Origin of the sequence: Lysinibacillus sp. FSL R7-0073, assembly GCF_038009065.1 — a bacterium.
Classification (GTDB): Bacteria; Bacillota; Bacilli; order Bacillales_A; family Planococcaceae; genus Lysinibacillus; species Lysinibacillus fusiformis.
On record NZ_JBBPAS010000001.1, the window covers coordinates 2,218,098 to 2,236,646 of the forward strand.

The following is an 18,549-nucleotide window of genomic DNA, read 5'->3' on the forward strand; positions in this document are numbered from 1 at the left end:
CCTATTTTTTAGTAATCGATTTCAATTTTATCTTATTTTACTAGATTTTTCTATATTTTTTCTAAAAATTAAAATTTTTCTGATAGATATAACTGTGTCAAAAGTCAGGACATCCAAGAAAATAGTTCTAAAATTATGAATAGGTAATATATCTTAGTAGTGGGAATTATGACGAATAACGTTTTTTCTGATACACTATCGAAAAGTAAATGCAAAAAAGGGGAAATTGTGTGATGAAAAAAAGTTTTTATTTATATGTCCTTACATTTCGGGGCGGCGACTGGTCCGATGCCAAGGTACGGTTTGCAGAGGAAATGTTTCATGAGCATAATTTTCCAAAGCAAAGTACAGACTTTAATGAGTTATCTAACTACATTGAATCCTATGCAACAGAAAATTTAACAATTGAAGCTTTTGATCATTTGTGGGAGTTATATGAGGGACAGGCATAATTGTACGAAAACTATAAATAATTTTTCAGTTGCTAGACGTCTAGCATTGCGTAAATGACAGAAACACAGTATTATTTATAGTGATAACTGACAGAAAAGAGGGATTGCAGTATGAGTGTTCATATTAATGCAAAAAAAGGTGAAATCGCTGACACAATTTTACTTCCAGGAGATCCACTTCGTGCAAAATACATCGCGGAAACATTTTTAGAAGATGTAACTTGCTACAACGAGGTACGTAATATGTTTGGTTATACGGGTACGTATAAAGGCAAACGTATTTCAGTACAAGGAACTGGTATGGGTGTGCCATCTATTTCAATCTATGCGACAGAATTAATGCAAGAATATGATGTTCAAAAGTTAATCCGTGTAGGTACTTGTGGTGCAATTCAAAAAGATGTGAAAGTGCGTGACGTGATTTTAGCGCAAGCAGCAACATCTGATACACGTATGAACCAAATCATTTGGGGCGGTGCTATCGACTTCGCACCAATCGCAGACTTTGACCTATTATTAAAAGCGTATAACGCAGGAAAAGATGCTGGACTTAACTTACAAGTGGGGAATATCTTCACAGCAGATTTATTCTACTCAGATGAGCATCAAAATGAAAAATTAGCACAATACGGTGTACTAGCTGTAGAAATGGAATCAGCAGCTCTTTACACATTAGCAGCTAAATTCGGCCGTAAAGCACTTTCTGTTCTAACAGTAAGTGACCACATTTTAACTGGCGAAGTAACAACATCAGAAGAACGTCAAACGACTTTCAACGACATGATGGTTGTAGCGTTAGAGGCAGCTATTCAAGACTAGTTGATATAACAAGGTTTTCAACATGTATTAAATACCTTAAATAAGAGCAACCGACCAAAAACCGACCGTTTTTTTATAAAATGGAGTTGAAGTAGTCGGTTGCTTTTTCTTTGTCTTTCATAGTTAAGTGGCTATAGGTATTAATCGTTTCTTGAATGTTAACATGTCCAAGTTGTTCTTGAATAATTTTAAAATTTACATTTTTACTAATCATAAAAGATGCGTAGGTATGCCTTAAACCATGAAATGTTAGTTTAGGTAAATTGTGACGGTCTACAATCTCACGCCATCTTCCAGACATACTATCTGGATGTGAAGGAAAGCCGTTTGTTTTTGTAAATAGTAGATTTATTGAGTTGCCCTCATTATCCTTCATCGGCTTCCAAGCTTCACCTGATGCGAGTTGTAACTTCTTGTGATCCTTTGCATATTGTTTTATTTCTTTCGTTAACTCAATAGGGACATTGACAGTATGTGATCTTTTTGTTTTTGTGGTACCTAAGAAAAATTTTTTTACTTCTTTATCATATTGAAGTGTCGAGTCAATATATATGGTATTGTTTATAAAATTTATGCTTTCATGTCTTATTCCAGCAATTTCGCTCATTCGTAAACCTACTAGTGCTGCTAGTTAATCTGTAATGCATGTTTAGGATACATTTCTTTTGTTTTTTTTAAGAGTGATTTCAATTGTTCTTCATCATAAAACTCAATTTCCTTATACCTTTTAGATTGAGAGGGTCTTTCTACACCAATCATCGGATTGGTTTCTATAACTTGCCATTTAATGACTGTACTAAAAATACTTTTTAAAGCCATATATTTTCCTTCTAATGACTTTTTATTTTCTTTCTTTTGTTTAGAAAAAAATTGCACAATGTGAAATGTTTTAATATTTTTCATCTGTAATGAACCAAGACTATCTAAAATACCATTTTTTAAATATGACTCATACGAGTTTCTACTCTTTACTGAAAGATCAATTTTTACATACATGTCCATCCAACGCTCAGCAAAGGTTTCAAAAGTAATTTTTTCTGAACTAACATTTGGTTCATTTGAAACTTGGATTTCAAATTCGGTAATAGCTTTTTTTATTGATTTTTCGGATAGACTATTTAAAGTAACTGTTTTGTATTTTCAAATACGCTTTCCTTTGTCGTCATACCCTAGTTCTACAGTGATTTCAATACGGGGCTTGGCTTTTTTACTAGGTTCTAATTCTCTGTAACTTGCCATCAATATTTCCTCCTTCCAATTAACAACAATCCTTAACAACCTTTTTTAGATAATAATCACCACCTTCAAAGGGAATGTTTGTTCTGTTTAGGGCAAAATTTTTTTACCATCTACTATTTTCAAAGAAAGTAGTTCAAGTGGAACGCCTTTTTCTTCAATTGCATCATAGATGGTAAAACCTGAAAATATTTGATCGTTAAATAAATCATCAGGTAGTAATAGTTCAACAGCAAATGTATTAGCTTCTATTTCAATTTTTTCAGTAGAAAGTAATGTATTTAATTTTAAAAATCCGGTATTTTCGTTTGGATGTAATACAGCATGGCCTAGTTCATGAGCGCATGTTGAAAACTGTTTATTGTGTGGTATATTCTCATTGATATGAATTACTTTGGTACGGTGAGATCTACTATAATAGCCATAAATTGGCCCTAATGGCTCAACAACAATCACTATTCCAAGTAGATCGGCTAACTTAAAAGGATTACTCGTGCCGTATTTACCGCCTTTTTATGGCGGTCACGTGGTAACAAATGTTTTAATCTTCATGCCTGAATCTGTCAATACTGTACTATTCAATATTCATTATGAAAGGGAAATTTTATTTTGTATATTTTATTGTGAGTGAAGAAAAATCTCTTCTAGGTATTATACTTAATGTATTAGGGCCATCTGCTTACATATGTGCCCATCCCATTCCTTTTCCTGCATAAACCTGTTCCTTAACTATATCAAAGTTTGCTGCACCTCCAGCAAATTGCTGGTGCTATTGCGATTTTACTTAAAGTTATGAATCCAGTAATAAGAAAAGTCCATCCTAACGTATTTGATTGTTTGTATACGTATTCCACATAATCTCTTAATTGTTTATTTGTTAGGTAACCTTGTTCTTTTATGTAATATCCAGTTTGTATAGTCATAGTGGCACGTGGTTGCACACTAAAATTTTGTAAATTATTATCATTATCATGGATATACGTTTCTAATGGTAAGTAAGTTAAATTTTCTTCTTGAGAGAGTTTTTTTTAACATGTAAATTACTCCTTTTGTTAATATAGTATTATACTGGTTAAGTACAAGTAATATATTACTATAACAATCATTTTTTGTAAAATAGTGTTATTCTAAATCAAAAACTGGTGGAGGTTATTGTGAATTGAAAAAATTTATTATTTTTAATTTTTTATTTTTATTTTTAGTTGGATCTGTAATTAGTTATTATGGGATATATGTTTCTAGAGACGATTGGAGCTTCCACATTAGCTCAATAGGTGGGGCATTAATGGGATATAGTATATATGTAAGTTTAAAATTATATTTTCACGTCTATAAAAGAATTGCAAAAGAGAGTATTATAAATTAATAATTGCTAATGAAACATGTACTTAACAACATAAAAAGACCACTCCGTTATGGGTGGTCTTCTTTATTTCTTATTATATATGTTTTTTCATGTTCCTATTATCATTACAAGTCATGCTGTTTCAGGTGGGAAAATTGAGTTGTGAATTAAGGGTACATGAGTGTCTCGCTTAATTATACAATTTGCGATTAATCTATGTAAGTCAATAGGTGGAAGCCCGTCCCAACAACAACTATTAGAATAGAATAATACAGTTGGAGGTGAGAAATTGAATTTTTATAACTACTATAATCGTAGATGTCGTAAATGTTGTAAAAGTTGTAAATGTAATATAGATGCTTGCTCTTGCAGTAAAGTTTGTAGACTACCTAGAGTACACATAGGACCAATAAAGGCTATCGAATCTAAGGAGCTATTATCAGTAAATCATATTTATGTAGCAAATTTTAATGAAAATACAGTTTCTGTAATTGATGGAGCAACCAATACAGTAGTTGCTACTATTCCAGTTGGAGTCAATCCAGCAGGGGTAGGTGTCAATCCATTAACCAACCGAATTTATGTGGGGAATTTGAATAGTGATGATGTTTCAGTAATTGATGGGTTTACTAATACATTGATTACTACTGTTCCTGCTGGGGATGGAGCAAGTGCGGTCGCGGTCAATACCGCTACAAATACCATATATGTAGCAAATTTTAATGATAGTACAGTTTCCGTGATTGATGGAGCAACCAATACAGTAGTTGCTACCATTATTCCTGTCGGAGGTTTGTCACTTCCAACTGGAGTAGGAGTCAATCCATTAACCAACCGAATTTATGTAGCAAATTTTAATTTTGATATCGTTTCAGTAATTGATGGGTTTACTAATACCGTGATTACTCAGATTCCAGTCGGAGTGAATCCGTTCAGAATAGGGGTCAATCCAAATACTAATCGTATTTATATATCAAATTTCACTAGTAACACTGTTTCCGTGATTGATGGAACAACTAATACAGTGATTGCTACTGTTCCTGTCGGCATTACTCCAGGTGAAGTGGCAGTTAATATAGCTACGAATAATATTTACGTACCAAATCGTGATAGTGATAATGTTTCCGCAATTAGTGGATTAACAAATACTGTGTTTGCTACCATTCCAGTTGGAGATAATCCAAATGGTATAGGAGTTAATCCATTAACTAATTTAATTTATGTGACAAACCAGAATGATAATACAGTTTCAGTAATTAATGGCGTAACTAACACGGTGATTACTACGATTTCAGTCGGAGCTCGTCCATTTTCAGTAGGGGTCAATCCGTAAGGCAGGTTTACTTGTTCAATTCTATGCGTTTGAAGAAAATATAAATTAAGACCACTCCATGATGGGTGGTCTTAAATCATAAAAAATCAACCGACTTAACCGACTAAAAACCGACCAAATCATGATTTTTAAAGATTATTTATGATGATTCTTGAGGATTAAAGAAAGTTTGCAGACAATAAAATACTGTTATATCAAGCTTTTGACCAGTCATGATTTATCATGATAGCACAGATACTTCAACGACATGATGGTTGTAGCGTTAGAGGCAGCTATTCAAGACTAATTGATATAGCAAGGTTTTAGAGTGTTTTTTAAATGTTAAAACTAAGCAAGTGATCAAAAGCGACGAAAAGGAGTCCTTTTTACAAGATTTCGTCAAATAGGTCACTTGCTTTTATTTTGTCACGATCAGTTAAATGACTGTAAGTATTAATCGTTTCTTGAATGCTAGCATGTCCAGGTTGTTCCTGAATGACTTTGAAATTTACATTTTTACCGATCATATATGAAGCATATGTGTGACGTAATCCATGAAAAGTCAGAGTGATTTTGTAAATCTAATGAAGTGCCTACAGAGTATCCATTAGGAGAGCCTCACCGCAAGGCTTATATGCACAGTAGCTCTAGTCGTGCAAAGTTGGAAAAAGAAGTGCCTCCAGTGCAAGTGAATGCGGTATTTGCAGTATGGGGAGAAAAACCAACAGTAGAAGAATAAATCTTATAATCGTATCGAATATCATGCCTTCCACAGATAATTGTGGAGGGCTTTTATTTTTAAAATAGCAAAGGAAAGGTGATTAGATGAACATTGTAGCCACAGTAAAAGCAGCAAGTAACATTGCGAATTCTCAGTGGTCGATTTTATGTATTTGCTTAGTCGTATATGTTTTTGAAGGGTTGAAGATTATCATTGCACAACGTTAAAGAGAAAAGCCCGTTACCTTAATTGGTAATGGGCTTTACAAAATTATTGTTTATTTCTAGCTATTAATGAATCTTACCAATGAACTTGAAGTTTATTACCATTTGGGTCATAAAAGTGGAAAAAGGCATGACCATTATCTTCTTTAATATTTTCTACCTTAACTTGATTATCAATTAAGTGTTGGTGAAATTTGGATAGCTCTGAACTTGTAAAGCCAATGCTAAATTCTTGTTCATTATCAATTGTAAAATGTGCAAATGTTTCATCTTTGGTTGGAACTAAGATAAGTAAGAAAGGCCCTTCATTTACTTTTAATATCGCAAGTTCCTCAGTAATGTTTAATAACTGTAACCCTAATACGTCTTGATACCATTGTACAGATAGTTCTAAATCTTTTACTGGAATTCTAACATAATGCACTTGTTCAATAAATGATTTACTCATGCCTCTCTCCTTTAATTTAATATGGTATATCGAATAGTTTCCTTTCTACATACATTTTTCCTTCCAATTATTAAATTAACCTGCACCGTAGAATAAGAATCAGTTTCACAACTTTCAAGCAGCGGGTAATAATGCTGACAATGCTCTAATGTAAAATAATTTCTTGTATAAAATCTCCCTTGTTATTACCATTTTAGGAAATAACGCAAAGAAAGTATACAAAAAACAGACAACCTTGTTTAGTTATCTGTTGAATGATAAAAAGTTTATTTTGTAATCTTTACATTATTAAATTTGTAGTCTTCCCAGTTAACAGTAATCGCAATGTTAATTGAATCGGCATTGACAGGCTCAAAGAAAATCACATTTTCAGCAGTTACACCTGGTTCTATAGATGAATCAGCGTGAGGAACATCTTTTTTATACCATCTTTTAAAATTGAAGTCAGAGTTGTAACTGTATTGTTTTCCATTTGCAACTACCTTAGACAAAGAAACAGTAGTATTTACTTCATCATCTGAATTATTAACATATGTTAAATAAACTCTTAAAGAATCTGAATCCTGAATTACTTTGTCAATTTTAACAGTTACTTCATCAATAGTTTTCGTCAATTCAGATTGAGTAGTAGATTCAGTAGCGTTTGTTGAAACAGCAAATGTTTTAGTTTTGCCATCGTAAGTTAGTTTACCTTCAAATAGTTTAGTAACTTCAGCTAACGGTACATATGCAATATTATTAATATACTGTATATCAGTAGATTGCTTTTTTCCGTTAAAAGTTAAATTGTATTTAGTTGCAGCGTAAGCGCCCATACTAAAGGTAAAAAGTAAAATAATTACACTAAATATAACTGTTGATTTTTTCAAATTAAATTTCCCCCTTTTTTAACTATATTAGGGAATTTAACAGGCCTTGTACATAACAAAAAGCAGACAACTATATTAGATATCTGCTCTTTAAAACAGAGTGATTTCAGAATCGTCGTCGATTTTAGAGCTTCGTCGATTTTTTCTAATGCATTCTTCTTATAAAAGTCTCTTCTGATCCCAACTTCGTTTTCCATAAATCTAGTCCATACAAAGACTGTTTATCGATCGATGAAGAAATTAGTGGAGTTAGGAATCATTGAAAAAGTACCAAGCATTAAATTGTACGGCATAAAAGGGACTAGTAATTATCGATTTTCGTATGTCCCAACGAGAGAAAGTCGATGAAGCTAGTAATGACAAGGTTTGCCCTCCACAATCTCAGAATCAAGCACTTAATTCTTTTAAGTTCTTTCATGAATAGTTTGCCATTGGCTGATACCTTGAAAGATGAATTTCACAAGGTTGTATTGGCTACTCAGGTTCAAAATGCACCTGACTTTATAAAAGCAAAGAACGTGCTATTTAAAATTGCCATGGATAGTAAAGAAGGTACTTTATATAGTAGCAAGTACATTGAAAGCTGTATTTGTAGGAGCGTGATAACAAGGCTGTAGAGGGTTCAAATGTGAATCCTAATAAAAAGCATCATCTATAGAAGAAACTCCTTCTAAAGAACGTCCAGTACCTTCCAACAATTGGTTAGAGGGACTAGGCGCTCAACTACTTTTTAATAAGGAGATATTGTTTTAGAAAATTTGAATGTTGATGTATGTATCTTGTGCACTATCGAACCAAGTTAAATAGTTGTTTTTAACTGCATTCATTACATCTTGTAGCTGAAATATGTGTGTTTTCTATCTTTGCTGTAATGATTGCTTTCTCAAAGAGAAGGTGATGGTCCTATTGAAATTAGGGTATAGAAAAAGGTACTTGTGCAATAGAGAGACAAAAGTACCTAGAATCTATATTTAGGGTTTTAAAACTACTTTAATACAGTCTTCCTGTTTTGTATCGAATATTTCATAACCATGTTTTGCTTTTTCAAGAGGAAGGACGTGTGTAATGATATCACCTGGATTTACTTTACCATCAGCGATTAAGTTATAGACATAAGGCATGAGATGAACAACTGGAGCTTGTCCAGTACGAATTGCTACATTACGCTGGAAAATATCTCCTAGTGGGAAGGCATTGTATCGACCACCATAAACACCAGTAATTTGGATAGTTCCACCTTTACGTACAGCTTGACTGGCTGTGACAATGGCTCCCATAGCACCACTTTGAAGTTTTACGCCACTTGCAAGAAATTCGAGAGGCGTCATTTTTCCGCTCATACCCACACAATCAATGACAACGTCTGCACCACCCTTAGTAATCTCTTTTAAATATTCACCACAATTTTCATGGTCTTCAAAATTAACGATTTCGACGTTATTTGTCTTTTTTGCATGTTTAAGCCGATATCCGATGTAGTCAACTGCGATTACTCTTTCTGCTCCTTTCAACCAAGCAAATTTTTGTGCTAATAGTCCAACAGGGCCGCAGCCAAGAATAACAACGGTATCTCCTTTCTTTACACCGGCATTATCTACACTCCAAAAAGCAGTAGAGGCAGCATCGGCAAGGAGAACTAGACTTTCATCAGGAACTTCAGATTTCTCCGGAATTTTGAAAGGGATAAAATTGCCATATGGAACCCGCATATACTCTGCCTGTCCTCCCGGAAAACCGCCTGTTGTGTCTGAATAACCAAAATAGGCACCCATTTCACCATTATCGTTTGCATTATCACACTGACTTTCCAAATCATGATTGCAATACCAGCATTCCCCGCATGCAATATTAAAAGGAATGACAACTCGGTCACCCTTTTTAACTTTCGTCACCCCCTTGCCAACTTCTTCTACAATGCCCATCGGTTCATGGCCAATGACATAGTCTTGTCCAATATTTGGGATCATTCCATGGATCAAATGCAAGTCTGACCCGCAAATGGCAGTAGTGGTTAAACGAACAATAATATCATCGGCTTTTTTAATTTTAGGATCTTTTACTTCTTTAACCTCAACATTTTTTATACCTTGAAAAGTGACAGCTTTCATAAAAAATTCCTCTTTTTCGTTTATTTTTTCGGTGGGGTAGGGAACATTCCTTTTCGATTCATGCTTTTAGGGAATAAATCCAACTGTGCAATACTAATCGCATTTTCGGCAGATTTAATATCCAGTTCTTTTTGACCTTCTAAATCATAAGGTTTTAACCATTCTTTTTTTAGCATCAGTTCAGAAATTTCAAAGTATAAATCAATCATGACATCCAGCTGTGTTTTCATGATTTTCCGAAGCGTAGGAGAAGCTGTTTCTGTTAAGGCAATTGAAAGATTTCTAATACCAGTCTTTGTTGTAAGTAAAAACTCCAGAGCAAGCCCCGAATCAGTTAGTTCAGGCATTCCAATTGAATTTATAGGATCTAAATAGTCTTCCATACAATTGTCCTCCTAATATTCTAATTCCGATTTAGAGTAGAGCTTAACCATAGCAGTGAGTGCGGGTGTAGATAATTTTACATTTTTGTCCAATAATGCTCTTAAATCATCATCAAAGACCACACCTTGACTCAGCTTCGATTTAAGTAAACTAGTTGTCATAAAGTTAATGACTTCATGAAATTCCATTGTTTCATGAAGTGCTAATTTTTTCTCAAACACGTATTTCCCACCTCCAGAATTTTTTTTAAAAAGTCTACCCTGTAGGAAGTCTATTTATACAAATTCGCCTTAGGGTTTAGATTAAATTGTATTTCTGAAAAATATTTTGATAGCTAGAAATCATGTATTAAAGCGCGGTTTAATTGAAATAACCGTAGAAAAGCTTAGAGAACTCTGAATTTAAATTGAATATCCTCCATTAGTGACTATTTAAAAAATAAAGACCACTCCGTGATGGGTGGTCTTAAATGATAAAAAATCAACCGATTAACCGACTAAAAACCGACCAATTCATGATTTTTAAAGATTATTTATGATGTTTCTTGAGGATTAACGAAAGCTTGAAGACAATAAAATACGGTTATATCAAGCTTTTGTCTAGTATTTGTTACAACTAACTATTAATAATCTTCTTTTTGCATAAATGTTGCACCAACAATAATGAGTAGGATGAATAGAATAACGATTAAGACAAATGTTGAACTATTACCTTTGCCATGGTCCATGCAGTAGCCCATGCTATATTCATTCCCATAAACGCTGTAGCAACAACTGTAATTACCTACACTACCATAATATCCTGCGTTTCCTACGTTTCCGTAATATCCCATGAAAACCTCTCCTTTCTTCAGTTTATAGTATGTAATTTGTCATTGAAGGAAGTGGGGTATTCGTCTAATGTAAGCTAAAAAAGAGTCAGCGAAATAATAATGGTCTACTTCGCATACATAATTAAACGCCGATGTAATCCAATTTGAGGTACTATGTAAGTAACAATAGAAAAGGAGAAATAAAAAATGTTTACCTTTCTTAAAAACGATATGAAATTTGTGGAAACCGAAAAGAACATTATGAATTCGAATCAGGAATATAATTTAATCGCCTATGATAAAAAAGTTCTTGGGAATGAGGATATTCTAGATATACACGAAGAAACAGAAGAATTACAGATTGAAAGATATTTGGTGAAAAAAGGGGATGACTTTATTGCTATTTTGGATTATGGATTGTCAAGCCCCCGTCATCAAAAACCTTGGATAAGTTTATTGGCAGTACACAAAAAATATCAAGGTTTAGGATATGCAAAAAAAATTTACTTGTTGTATGAGGAACTGATGAGAACCCAACAAGTAAACTGTATCCATATTGCTGTACATTCTACCAATAAAAGCGCTTTAAACTTCTGGACGTCGCTTGGTTTTATACAGTTTGATGAAAGAATTTACGAAGATAAAGTTATCTTAAGTTTTGAGAAGATTTTAGATTGAAAAATTTAACTTTACTCATGTTTATTTTAAACGAGTAGAATAAACATGAGTTGTAAACATTAGAATTTTTTGAATGCACCGACAAGAAGTATAACCAGTCCGACGAGAAATAAAGTGGGAAACAAGATGGCCATAAGTCCTACTGTTGCAAAACCATCGCCTTCTTTTATGCCATACAAAATAGAAATGACCCATGCAAACAGTGGAGCTATGATTAACATTATAGTGATTCCCCAAATAATTAATGTCGTTTTCTTCGATTTACCAAGGCATATAATAAAAACAATGGATACGGTCAACACCAAAGCAATAACAACTAAGCCAATCGCCAACTTTCACCCTCCTAATCTGTAGTTAATGGCTGCAAATTCATTTGGGTACCTTTATTCATTCAATAATAGTTCAATTACTTTAGTGATATCATCCCATTCAAAAACTAACTCCTCTAATACTTTGCCACCAATATTGATTTCTAGGCTTGTTATAAGCTTTGCACCAAAATGTTCGTAGAAATATTTTGTTTTATTGTCAGCCAACACTTCTACATATATGGTTTGATAGTTTTTCTGCTGTAAGAAAAGGAAGAGTTCTTTCAATAAAAGCTTACCTAGTCCTTTCCCCTGATAGGCTTCTAGGAGATAGAGTGTTTCTAAATAAATCGAATTGGGAAAAGGAGCTGTTTCCCTCTTACCAGCAGAAGAAAAGCCAATAATATCTCCGTCGTCATTTTCAACTACAAGTATCAATTTAGTAAGATCTTCAAGATGACGTTCCCATAAAAGTGTTCGTTGTTTATAAGATAATTTATTTAAAAATTCATCTGGAACAATATCTTTATAGGTAGTTCTCCAACTATCTACATGTACTGTCCCAATGCCTTCAGCATCTTGTACGATTGCCTTTCTAATTTTCATTATGAATCCCTCCAATAATATAGCTTTTAAGTAATATAACATACCATTATTTGGATTAATAATATAAAATAGGAGATACATATAGTGCAAATTAGTAAAGATCAACTTTTCTTGCAACAAAAATACGAATATCTAACTTCATGAATAGGAGGTTTTCCATGAGTAGCAACTATCAGGTAAGAGACAGCTATTTTATACTTGTTGGTCCACTTCCAATTATTATTATTGGAATGACTATTGTATTTCTAATGATGTTTGTTTTAGTCTTGTGGAAAAAAAGAAAAAACGTATGACAGAACTCACTTGTGTGGGGCGATATCATTATTAATGTAGAAGGGATAATTCATCCCAACGTTTTATGAAATAAAATCCAGTGATTTAAAAATGAAACTATGGTCTATCTGCATAACCATAATAGAAAGGAAGGGTTCTATGGAAATGATTCAATCTATTCCTATTCAACCCGCGGTGAAAGTATTACTATCCTATGCCACATCAAAAACAAAAGTGGATCAAGAATATGATTTGTATATACATTCTCCAGCAAGAAAATTATATGGCTATTACATAGATCAAGAACTTGTTGGCTGTATAGGTATTGAAATAGGTGATGCACATCAGTGTGTCATTAAACATATTGCCGTATCATCAGCGCTTCGTGGGAAAGGAATTGGGCGTGAGATGGTTCAGTTTATTAACCATCATAATTCGTTTTCTTCCATTTATGCTGAAACGGATAGAGATGCTGTGATTTTTTATAAAAATATTGGATTTCACATTACGAGTTTAGGAGAAAAATACCCAGGTGTGGAGCGATTTGCATGCCTATTATCTGGTCCTCCATTGCAGCATACAACTTCCAACTAGTACATAATAATTATCAATCTATAGAGGGAAGAAAGGAGCGGCATCTATTAAAAGGAAAATGTGGTTGACCATGAGTGTCTTGGCATTTTTAATAGCGGGCTATTCTACCGTCCAATATATTGTGTTGGATGCAAAGCAAGCAGGTTTTGTTCAATTAAAGCTCATGCTAAGTGATACTTTAAACTCATTTTGGTTCATCATGCTGTATATTCATATTATTTTTGGAGTGCTAGCGTTAGTAATTGGTCCTTTTACCTTGTCCTCAAAATTAAGAGAGAACAATGTGAAGCGTCATCGAATATTGGGGAAAATTTATTGTGCCAGTATTTTATTTGGGGGCAGTGCAGGTCTTTATTTAGCATTTAACGCCACAGGAGGATGGGTCACGAAATTAGGGTTTTGTGTACTATCCATAGGTTGGTTATTGACAATGTTGCAAGCGCTCATAAAAATCAAACATCGAAACATTCAAGCCCATCAAAAATGGATGCTAAGAAATTATGCTTTAACGTTTGCAGCAGTAACCTTACGCATTTGGTTACCGTTGTTTACTATCCTATTTGGGGGTGAAAATTTTCAGTATTATTATGCTGTTATTGCTTGGTTATGTTGGGTGCCGAATTTAATCGTAATCGAATGGTATATCCGGCGCAAACTCGGACCAATTCTTGTAAACATTTATTGAAAAATAATCAGACATTGAGTTCTAATTAGAGCCCAATGTTTTTTTATGTTATGGCCAAATTCAAAAGCATTCATCTATTAATTAACCAAATAGTCAATAAACTAGGTGCATTAATTATCCCCATAGTAAACTTTCGAATATGATGCAAAAGAATGGGAGGTGAAATGTTTGAGGTTTAGTTACAGCCGTAATTTTGATAATTTCAAATGTGATTCCAAATGTAACTATCCCATGAAATATAAGTGTAATGAATTTGGGTGTAATGGATATCCATATGATTTATCTGGCATCCAAGATCCTATAGGTGTAACTGGAGCAACAGGTGCCACGGGTGCGACAGGCACGACAGGTCCGCAAGGTGCACAGGGATTGCCAGGGGCAATGGGACCCCAGGGCATAATGGGCGCAACTGGAGTGACAGGTGTGCAAGGACTAGCAGGAGCAACTGGCAATACAGGTCCACAAGGAGCGGCAGGAATAACCGGAGCAATGGGACCTCGAGGGCTTGTGGGAGCAACTGGCGAAAGAGGATTGCAAGGACTAGCAGGATTAATCGGTGCTACGGGATCTCAGGGAGCAACAGGGGCAACAGGTGCGACAGGCACGACAGGTCCGCAAGGTGCACAGGGATTGCCAGGGGCAATGGGACCCCAGGGCATAATGGGCGCAACTGGAGTGACGGGTGCGCAAGGACTAGCAGGAGCAACTGGCAATACAGGTCCACAAGGAGCCACAGGAATAACCGGAGCAATGGGACCTCAAGGGCTTGTGGGAGCAACTGGCGAAAGAGGATTGCAAGGACTAGCAGGATTAATCGGTGCTACGGGATCTCAGGGAGCAACAGGGGCAACAGGATCTCAAGGGATAGCAGGTGTAACAGGAACGACAGGACCCCAAGGAGAAATAGGAATAACAGGTGCAACAGGACCCCAAGGAGAAATAGGAATAACAGGAGCGACAGGACCACAAGGAGAAATAGGAATAACAGGTGCAACAGGGTCCCAAGGAGAAATAGGAATAACAGGTGCAACAGGGCCCCAAGGAGAAATAGGAATAACAGGAGCGACAGGACCACAAGGAGAAATAGGAATAACAGGTGCAATGGGACCACAAGGGATAACGGGATCAACAGGAAACACAGGACTTCAAGGACTAGTAGGGAATACGGGAGCCACTGGGCAACAAGGTACAACAGGAAACACAGGGGTGACAGGAAATACTGGGGCAACAGGAACCACTGGAGCAACGGGCCTCCAAGGATTAGTAGGAAATACCGGAGCGACAGGACAACAAGGTACAACAGGTATCACAGGAGCGACAGGCCTGCAAGGAGCCACAGGAATTGCTGGAATCACAGGGGGTACGGGAGCAACTGGAGCAAGAGGGACTACGGGTGTTACTGGTATAACGGGCACGACTGGCTCTACGGGTCCGAGTGGTTCAGGTCTCATGGAAGTATACTTATCTACAGATCAATCAGTTGGCAATAATGATTTTCTAGGAACAGGCAATTCGTCAGCTTCTTTTGTGAGAAGTTCAATCGTTATTCCGGAAAATGCTATCATTCGAAGCTTAACTTTGAATATACGGGATCATTCACTAAGCGCAGGACAAACCGCTTCTGCACAAGTATTTATAAGCACGAATGGTGGTTTCACTGCCCCAATTGCAACGGGGATTATTGCGACAGTGACAGGACCAAGTTCAATAACAACTCCAAATAGTTGTGCGAAGGTAAATGCGAACTATTCCATAAATAGCTGTACACTTCTTTCTGTGGAAGTGACTACAACAGGTGGAGCCTTTTCAAATGGTGTTTCGGCAACCATCATTTTGACCACTATTTAGTTTCGTTCGATGTGACTCATTTAATATAGGGAAAAACTGCAAATTGTCATGTTGATCAATGGTTGCTAAGAGTATTTTTTAAAAATTCACTTTATGAGTTGTCGTTAGTTGTTCATGTATCTAGTCCTCCGTATGTTCAGTTTTTTGTAGCTCATGATAATCAATTTTTTCTTCTTTAATAAGAATAATTGGTAGAAAAAGGGGCTGAGGGTTTAGGTTCAAATCTGTACGCATAGTTGTTTGGTGTTGTGTGTGTAAAAAACTAGAGGTGGAGGATCCGTCAGGTTCCCAAAAAGCAACCGCAACATTTTGAACCTCTTCTATTGTTTCTTTTCTTCATTCAGTCAATAAAAAATCTACTGTTATTCGAGCTTTACGTAAGTTTTCGGATATGATTTCCCCATTTTAATATTGGGGGAGCGTCGATAAAATGTCGAAATGTTAACCATTTCGGACTCAAAAAAACACCAATCAGATATAAAAAAACTAAAACAGTTATGGTAATCATGGAACCCTTCATACCTAACCTTCCTCAGATAAGGGAAGGGCGATAATAATATCAAATGTAATGGCCATAGCAAAGTGCAATAATCTTAGTTGTGAAATAGAACGCTGCCCCATTATTTTTGCTGCAATGAATAAGAAGAAAAAGGCTACAATTGCTCGAAGTGCCCATTGAATGGCAGTAACTTCGACTTTAGAAGAAATTCACATGACACATCCAATCTATATTGTTAAAATAGAAAGAGTTATTATTTAGAAAATTTAATAAAATTAGGAGAATCTGTATGAATACAAAATTACATAACATCATAATGAACATTCAACAGAAGGTTGATTTTTCAGGGACAGTGCTTGTGGAGAATCGAGAGAAGGGTGTCTTAGTCAATCAAAGTTTTGGGTATGCAAATCGTTCTGAGCAAATCAAAAATCAGGCAAAAACTCGTTTTGGAATTGCCTCTGGTTGTAAAATTTTTACGGCAATAGCTATTTGTCAGCTAATAGAACAAGGAAAACTTTCTTTTGACACGAAATTATATGAATGTCTCAACCATCATTTTGCACATTTTGATAAGGACATAACGATTAATCATTTACTGACGCATACTTCCGGGATACCAGATTATTTTGATGAGGAAGAAATGGAAGATTTTGAAGAGTTGTGGGTTGAAAATCCGATGTATCATTTTCGAACATTAAGTGATTTTTTACCTTTATTTCAAAATCGCCCTATGAAATATAAAGTAGGCGATAGATTTCACTACAACAATGCAGGCTATATTTTATTAGGATTAATTGTCGAGCATACATCTGGTATGGTTTTTTCAGAATACATTCAACAATATATTTTTGATCGAGTGAAAATGACGGAATCGGGCTATTACTCGTTGGATGCTCTGCCGTCAAATACAGCCTTAGGTTACATTGACAACCCAGACGGTACATGGAAAACAAATATTTACTCATTACCCGTGAAAGGTGGTTCTGATGGAGGAGCATTTGTCACAGTAGGTGATATGGCGAAGTTATGGCATGCCCTGATGAACTTTGAACTTTTAAATGAAGATTTAACGCAGCAACTTCTAACAGCACATGTAGAAACGGGTGAAAATAATGGCTATGGACATGGTGTATGGATTAAGAAAAATAGCAAACAATCTATTCTGAAATATCATGTTATGGGGTATGATCCTGGGGTCTGCTTCCACTCAGCATATTACCCAGAATATTCTGTCAGGGTTGTGATTTGTTCCAATAAATCAAATGGAGCCATTGATATTATGAGAGGAATAGAAGAGGCATTATTTTCAATTTAAGAAACTTGAATTGTGCGTATTTCGAAAAAAATTTTAAGAAGGAAACCGATTTTGTTTTTTTAATTTTTTCTGCTTATAAGTAATATAAGAAGTTTTCAAAGAAGCATAACTACCAATTGCCGCATAGCCATAAAACCAGCCCATAAATAATCCAGCTAACAAATTGTGGCGATGGCTAATGAAGACGGAAATGAGTAAGCCGATAACTAAAGCGATGGAGGGAACCCAAAAAGGCTTAATATTACACATTCTCTTAATCAACTGTGTTAGAATCATCACTACTGGAACGGCAATTACGGCATCCCAAAAGTTTGTATGTATTAGTGGGAAATGTTCCATACTTTATCACCTCGATTTGAACGATTTACAACTATTGTTAGCCGTAAATAATATTTTATACTCAAAATGATGGAGCATTGCCTAGGAGGTAACGAATGAAATTAGTTCTTATTTTTGGTCCTCAAGCTGTTGGGAAAATGACAGTAGGGCAGGAATTAGCAAAAATAACAGGTTTAAAGCTATTTCATAATCATATGACGATTGATTTGGTTAGTCATTTTTTTGACTACGGTACGAAAGAGGGGAAGAGGCTAGTCAATTTGTTTCGACAGGAGATATTCGAGGAAGTTTCAGCTAGTCATTTATATGGATTGATCTTTACATATGTTTGGGCGTTTGATCTTCAAGAGGATTGGGACTATGTGAAGCAAGTTGCTGAGCTTTTTGAATCCAAAGGTGGCATGGTGTACTATGTAGAACTTGAGGCTGTTTTAGAGGAGAGACTTCAGCGCAATAAAGGATCTAATAGACTTGAGCATAAACCTTCAAAAAGGGATCTTATTTGGTCTGAACAGGACTTGTTAACCTCTATAGAAAAATACAGATTGAATTCAGTCGATGGCGAAATTCAATTCCCTAACTATATAAAAATAAACAGCACAAATTTAAGGGCCGAAGACGTTGCAAAAATGGTCCAAGAAAAATTCCGTTTATAAGAAAAAACGCTTGGCT

Annotated in this window: 24 protein-coding genes and 1 pseudogene; 12 read left to right on the top strand and 13 right to left on the bottom strand. The window is 35.3% G+C overall.

What is annotated here, in order from left to right; translation table 11 throughout:
• The first annotated feature begins 233 nt into the window (after window positions 1-233).
• Window positions 234-452 (top strand): YozE family protein, encoded by a 219-nt coding sequence (locus MKY88_RS10910; RefSeq protein ID WP_069481235.1) that lies wholly within the window; start codon window positions 234-236, stop codon window positions 450-452.
• A gap of 111 nt (window positions 453-563) precedes the next feature.
• Window positions 564-1,271, top strand: coding sequence for a purine-nucleoside phosphorylase (gene deoD, locus MKY88_RS10915; RefSeq protein WP_008174795.1), 708 nt, complete (start codon window positions 564-566; stop codon window positions 1,269-1,271).
• 73 nt (window positions 1,272-1,344) lie between these two features.
• Here deoD and MKY88_RS10920 read toward each other — a convergent pair.
• The 3 genes and pseudogenes from MKY88_RS10920 to MKY88_RS10930 form a co-directional block, all read right to left on the bottom strand.
• Window positions 1,345-1,881: pseudogene (locus MKY88_RS10920) on the bottom strand (site-specific integrase); the annotation flags it as partial.
• 17 nt (window positions 1,882-1,898) lie between these two features.
• On the bottom strand, window positions 1,899-2,369 hold the full coding sequence (locus MKY88_RS10925) for a hypothetical protein (RefSeq protein ID WP_328203578.1): 471 nt from the start codon (window positions 2,367-2,369) through the stop codon (window positions 1,899-1,901).
• Window positions 2,370-2,597: 228 nt separating this feature from the next.
• A complete protein-coding gene (locus tag MKY88_RS10930) occupies window positions 2,598-2,966 on the bottom strand; it encodes an ImmA/IrrE family metallo-endopeptidase (protein ID WP_445669180.1) in 369 nt (122 codons plus the stop codon).
• A gap of 1,175 nt (window positions 2,967-4,141) precedes the next feature.
• Between MKY88_RS10930 and MKY88_RS10935 the strand changes: the two genes are divergently transcribed.
• Window positions 4,142-5,185 (top strand): YVTN family beta-propeller repeat-containing protein, encoded by a 1,044-nt coding sequence (locus MKY88_RS10935; RefSeq protein ID WP_328203545.1) that lies wholly within the window; start codon window positions 4,142-4,144, stop codon window positions 5,183-5,185.
• A gap of 365 nt (window positions 5,186-5,550) precedes the next feature.
• Here the strand turns inward: MKY88_RS10935 and MKY88_RS24565 are convergent, their stop codons facing one another.
• Complete coding sequence (locus MKY88_RS24565) at window positions 5,551-5,745, bottom strand: tyrosine-type recombinase/integrase (RefSeq protein WP_419182586.1); 195 nt, start codon at window positions 5,743-5,745, stop codon at window positions 5,551-5,553.
• A gap of 8 nt (window positions 5,746-5,753) precedes the next feature.
• Between MKY88_RS24565 and MKY88_RS10940 the strand changes: the two genes are divergently transcribed.
• Both MKY88_RS10940 and MKY88_RS10945 read left to right on the top strand, forming a co-directional pair.
• Window positions 5,754-5,903: a hypothetical protein gene (locus tag MKY88_RS10940; protein ID WP_328203547.1), complete on the top strand. Its 150-nt coding sequence runs from the start codon at window positions 5,754-5,756 to the stop codon at window positions 5,901-5,903.
• A gap of 86 nt (window positions 5,904-5,989) precedes the next feature.
• On the top strand, window positions 5,990-6,112 hold the full coding sequence (locus MKY88_RS10945; RefSeq protein ID WP_328203548.1) for a hypothetical protein: 123 nt from the start codon (window positions 5,990-5,992) through the stop codon (window positions 6,110-6,112).
• A 73-nt stretch (window positions 6,113-6,185) separates the two neighbouring features.
• Here MKY88_RS10945 and MKY88_RS10950 read toward each other — a convergent pair whose 3' ends face one another.
• The 6 genes from MKY88_RS10950 to MKY88_RS24570 form a co-directional block, all read right to left on the bottom strand.
• Window positions 6,186-6,557, bottom strand: a complete 372-nt coding sequence (locus MKY88_RS10950) for a VOC family protein (RefSeq protein WP_328203550.1) — start codon at window positions 6,555-6,557, stop codon at window positions 6,186-6,188.
• Between the two features lie 266 nt (window positions 6,558-6,823).
• Window positions 6,824-7,426, bottom strand: a complete 603-nt coding sequence (locus tag MKY88_RS10955; protein WP_340813617.1) for a hypothetical protein — start codon at window positions 7,424-7,426, stop codon at window positions 6,824-6,826.
• Between the two features lie 971 nt (window positions 7,427-8,397).
• Complete coding sequence (locus tag MKY88_RS10960; protein WP_328203553.1) at window positions 8,398-9,534, bottom strand: zinc-dependent alcohol dehydrogenase; 1,137 nt, start codon at window positions 9,532-9,534, stop codon at window positions 8,398-8,400.
• 20 nt (window positions 9,535-9,554) lie between these two features.
• The gene (locus tag MKY88_RS10965; protein ID WP_340813618.1) at window positions 9,555-9,917 is read right to left on the bottom strand and encodes a spore coat protein; all 363 of its coding nucleotides are present in this window, start codon (window positions 9,915-9,917) and stop codon (window positions 9,555-9,557) included.
• A 12-nt stretch (window positions 9,918-9,929) separates the two neighbouring features.
• Complete coding sequence (locus MKY88_RS10970; protein ID WP_016993944.1) at window positions 9,930-10,139, bottom strand: hypothetical protein; 210 nt, start codon at window positions 10,137-10,139, stop codon at window positions 9,930-9,932.
• Window positions 10,140-10,540: 401 nt separating this feature from the next.
• Complete coding sequence (locus tag MKY88_RS24570; RefSeq protein ID WP_445669167.1) at window positions 10,541-10,750, bottom strand: YjcZ family sporulation protein; 210 nt, start codon at window positions 10,748-10,750, stop codon at window positions 10,541-10,543.
• A 186-nt stretch (window positions 10,751-10,936) separates the two neighbouring features.
• Between MKY88_RS24570 and MKY88_RS10980 the strand changes: the two genes are divergently transcribed.
• Window positions 10,937-11,407 (top strand): GNAT family N-acetyltransferase, encoded by a 471-nt coding sequence (locus tag MKY88_RS10980; RefSeq protein ID WP_193831856.1) that lies wholly within the window; start codon window positions 10,937-10,939, stop codon window positions 11,405-11,407.
• 59 nt (window positions 11,408-11,466) lie between these two features.
• Here MKY88_RS10980 and MKY88_RS10985 read toward each other — a convergent pair whose 3' ends face one another.
• Together MKY88_RS10985 and MKY88_RS10990 are read right to left on the bottom strand one after the other, a co-directional pair.
• Window positions 11,467-11,739 carry a hypothetical protein gene (locus MKY88_RS10985; protein WP_328203556.1) on the bottom strand — a complete coding sequence of 91 codons (273 nt, stop codon included), beginning with the start codon at window positions 11,737-11,739 and terminating at the stop codon, window positions 11,467-11,469.
• A 51-nt stretch (window positions 11,740-11,790) separates the two neighbouring features.
• On the bottom strand, window positions 11,791-12,321 hold the full coding sequence (locus tag MKY88_RS10990) for a GNAT family N-acetyltransferase (RefSeq protein ID WP_328203557.1): 531 nt from the start codon (window positions 12,319-12,321) through the stop codon (window positions 11,791-11,793).
• A gap of 158 nt (window positions 12,322-12,479) precedes the next feature.
• On the opposite strand from MKY88_RS10990, the gene MKY88_RS10995 reads away from it, so the two are divergent.
• The 5 genes from MKY88_RS10995 (at window position 12,480) to MKY88_RS11020 (ending at window position 17,538) form a co-directional block, all read left to right on the top strand.
• The gene (locus MKY88_RS10995) at window positions 12,480-12,614 is read left to right on the top strand and encodes a hypothetical protein (protein ID WP_258268632.1); all 135 of its coding nucleotides are present in this window, start codon (window positions 12,480-12,482) and stop codon (window positions 12,612-12,614) included.
• Window positions 12,615-12,753: 139 nt separating this feature from the next.
• On the top strand, window positions 12,754-13,188 hold the full coding sequence (locus tag MKY88_RS11000; RefSeq protein WP_340813619.1) for a GNAT family N-acetyltransferase: 435 nt from the start codon (window positions 12,754-12,756) through the stop codon (window positions 13,186-13,188).
• A 46-nt stretch (window positions 13,189-13,234) separates the two neighbouring features.
• Window positions 13,235-13,873, top strand: coding sequence for a DUF2306 domain-containing protein (locus MKY88_RS11005; protein ID WP_340814823.1), 639 nt, complete (start codon window positions 13,235-13,237; stop codon window positions 13,871-13,873).
• A 168-nt stretch (window positions 13,874-14,041) separates the two neighbouring features.
• Window positions 14,042-15,721, top strand: coding sequence for an exosporium protein (locus MKY88_RS11010; RefSeq protein ID WP_340813620.1), 1,680 nt, complete (start codon window positions 14,042-14,044; stop codon window positions 15,719-15,721).
• 788 nt (window positions 15,722-16,509) lie between these two features.
• Window positions 16,510-17,538, top strand: coding sequence for a serine hydrolase domain-containing protein (locus MKY88_RS11020; RefSeq protein WP_340813621.1), 1,029 nt, complete (start codon window positions 16,510-16,512; stop codon window positions 17,536-17,538).
• Window positions 17,539-17,571: 33 nt separating this feature from the next.
• Here MKY88_RS11020 and MKY88_RS11025 read toward each other — a convergent pair whose 3' ends face one another.
• Complete coding sequence (locus MKY88_RS11025; protein ID WP_291759143.1) at window positions 17,572-17,877, bottom strand: hypothetical protein; 306 nt, start codon at window positions 17,875-17,877, stop codon at window positions 17,572-17,574.
• Between the two features lie 95 nt (window positions 17,878-17,972).
• Here MKY88_RS11025 and MKY88_RS11030 point away from each other — a divergent pair, with 95 nt between their 5' ends.
• Entirely contained in the window at window positions 17,973-18,533 is a 561-nt protein-coding gene (locus tag MKY88_RS11030) for an AAA family ATPase (protein ID WP_328200993.1), read from the top strand.
• Window positions 18,534-18,549 lie beyond the last annotated feature (16 nt).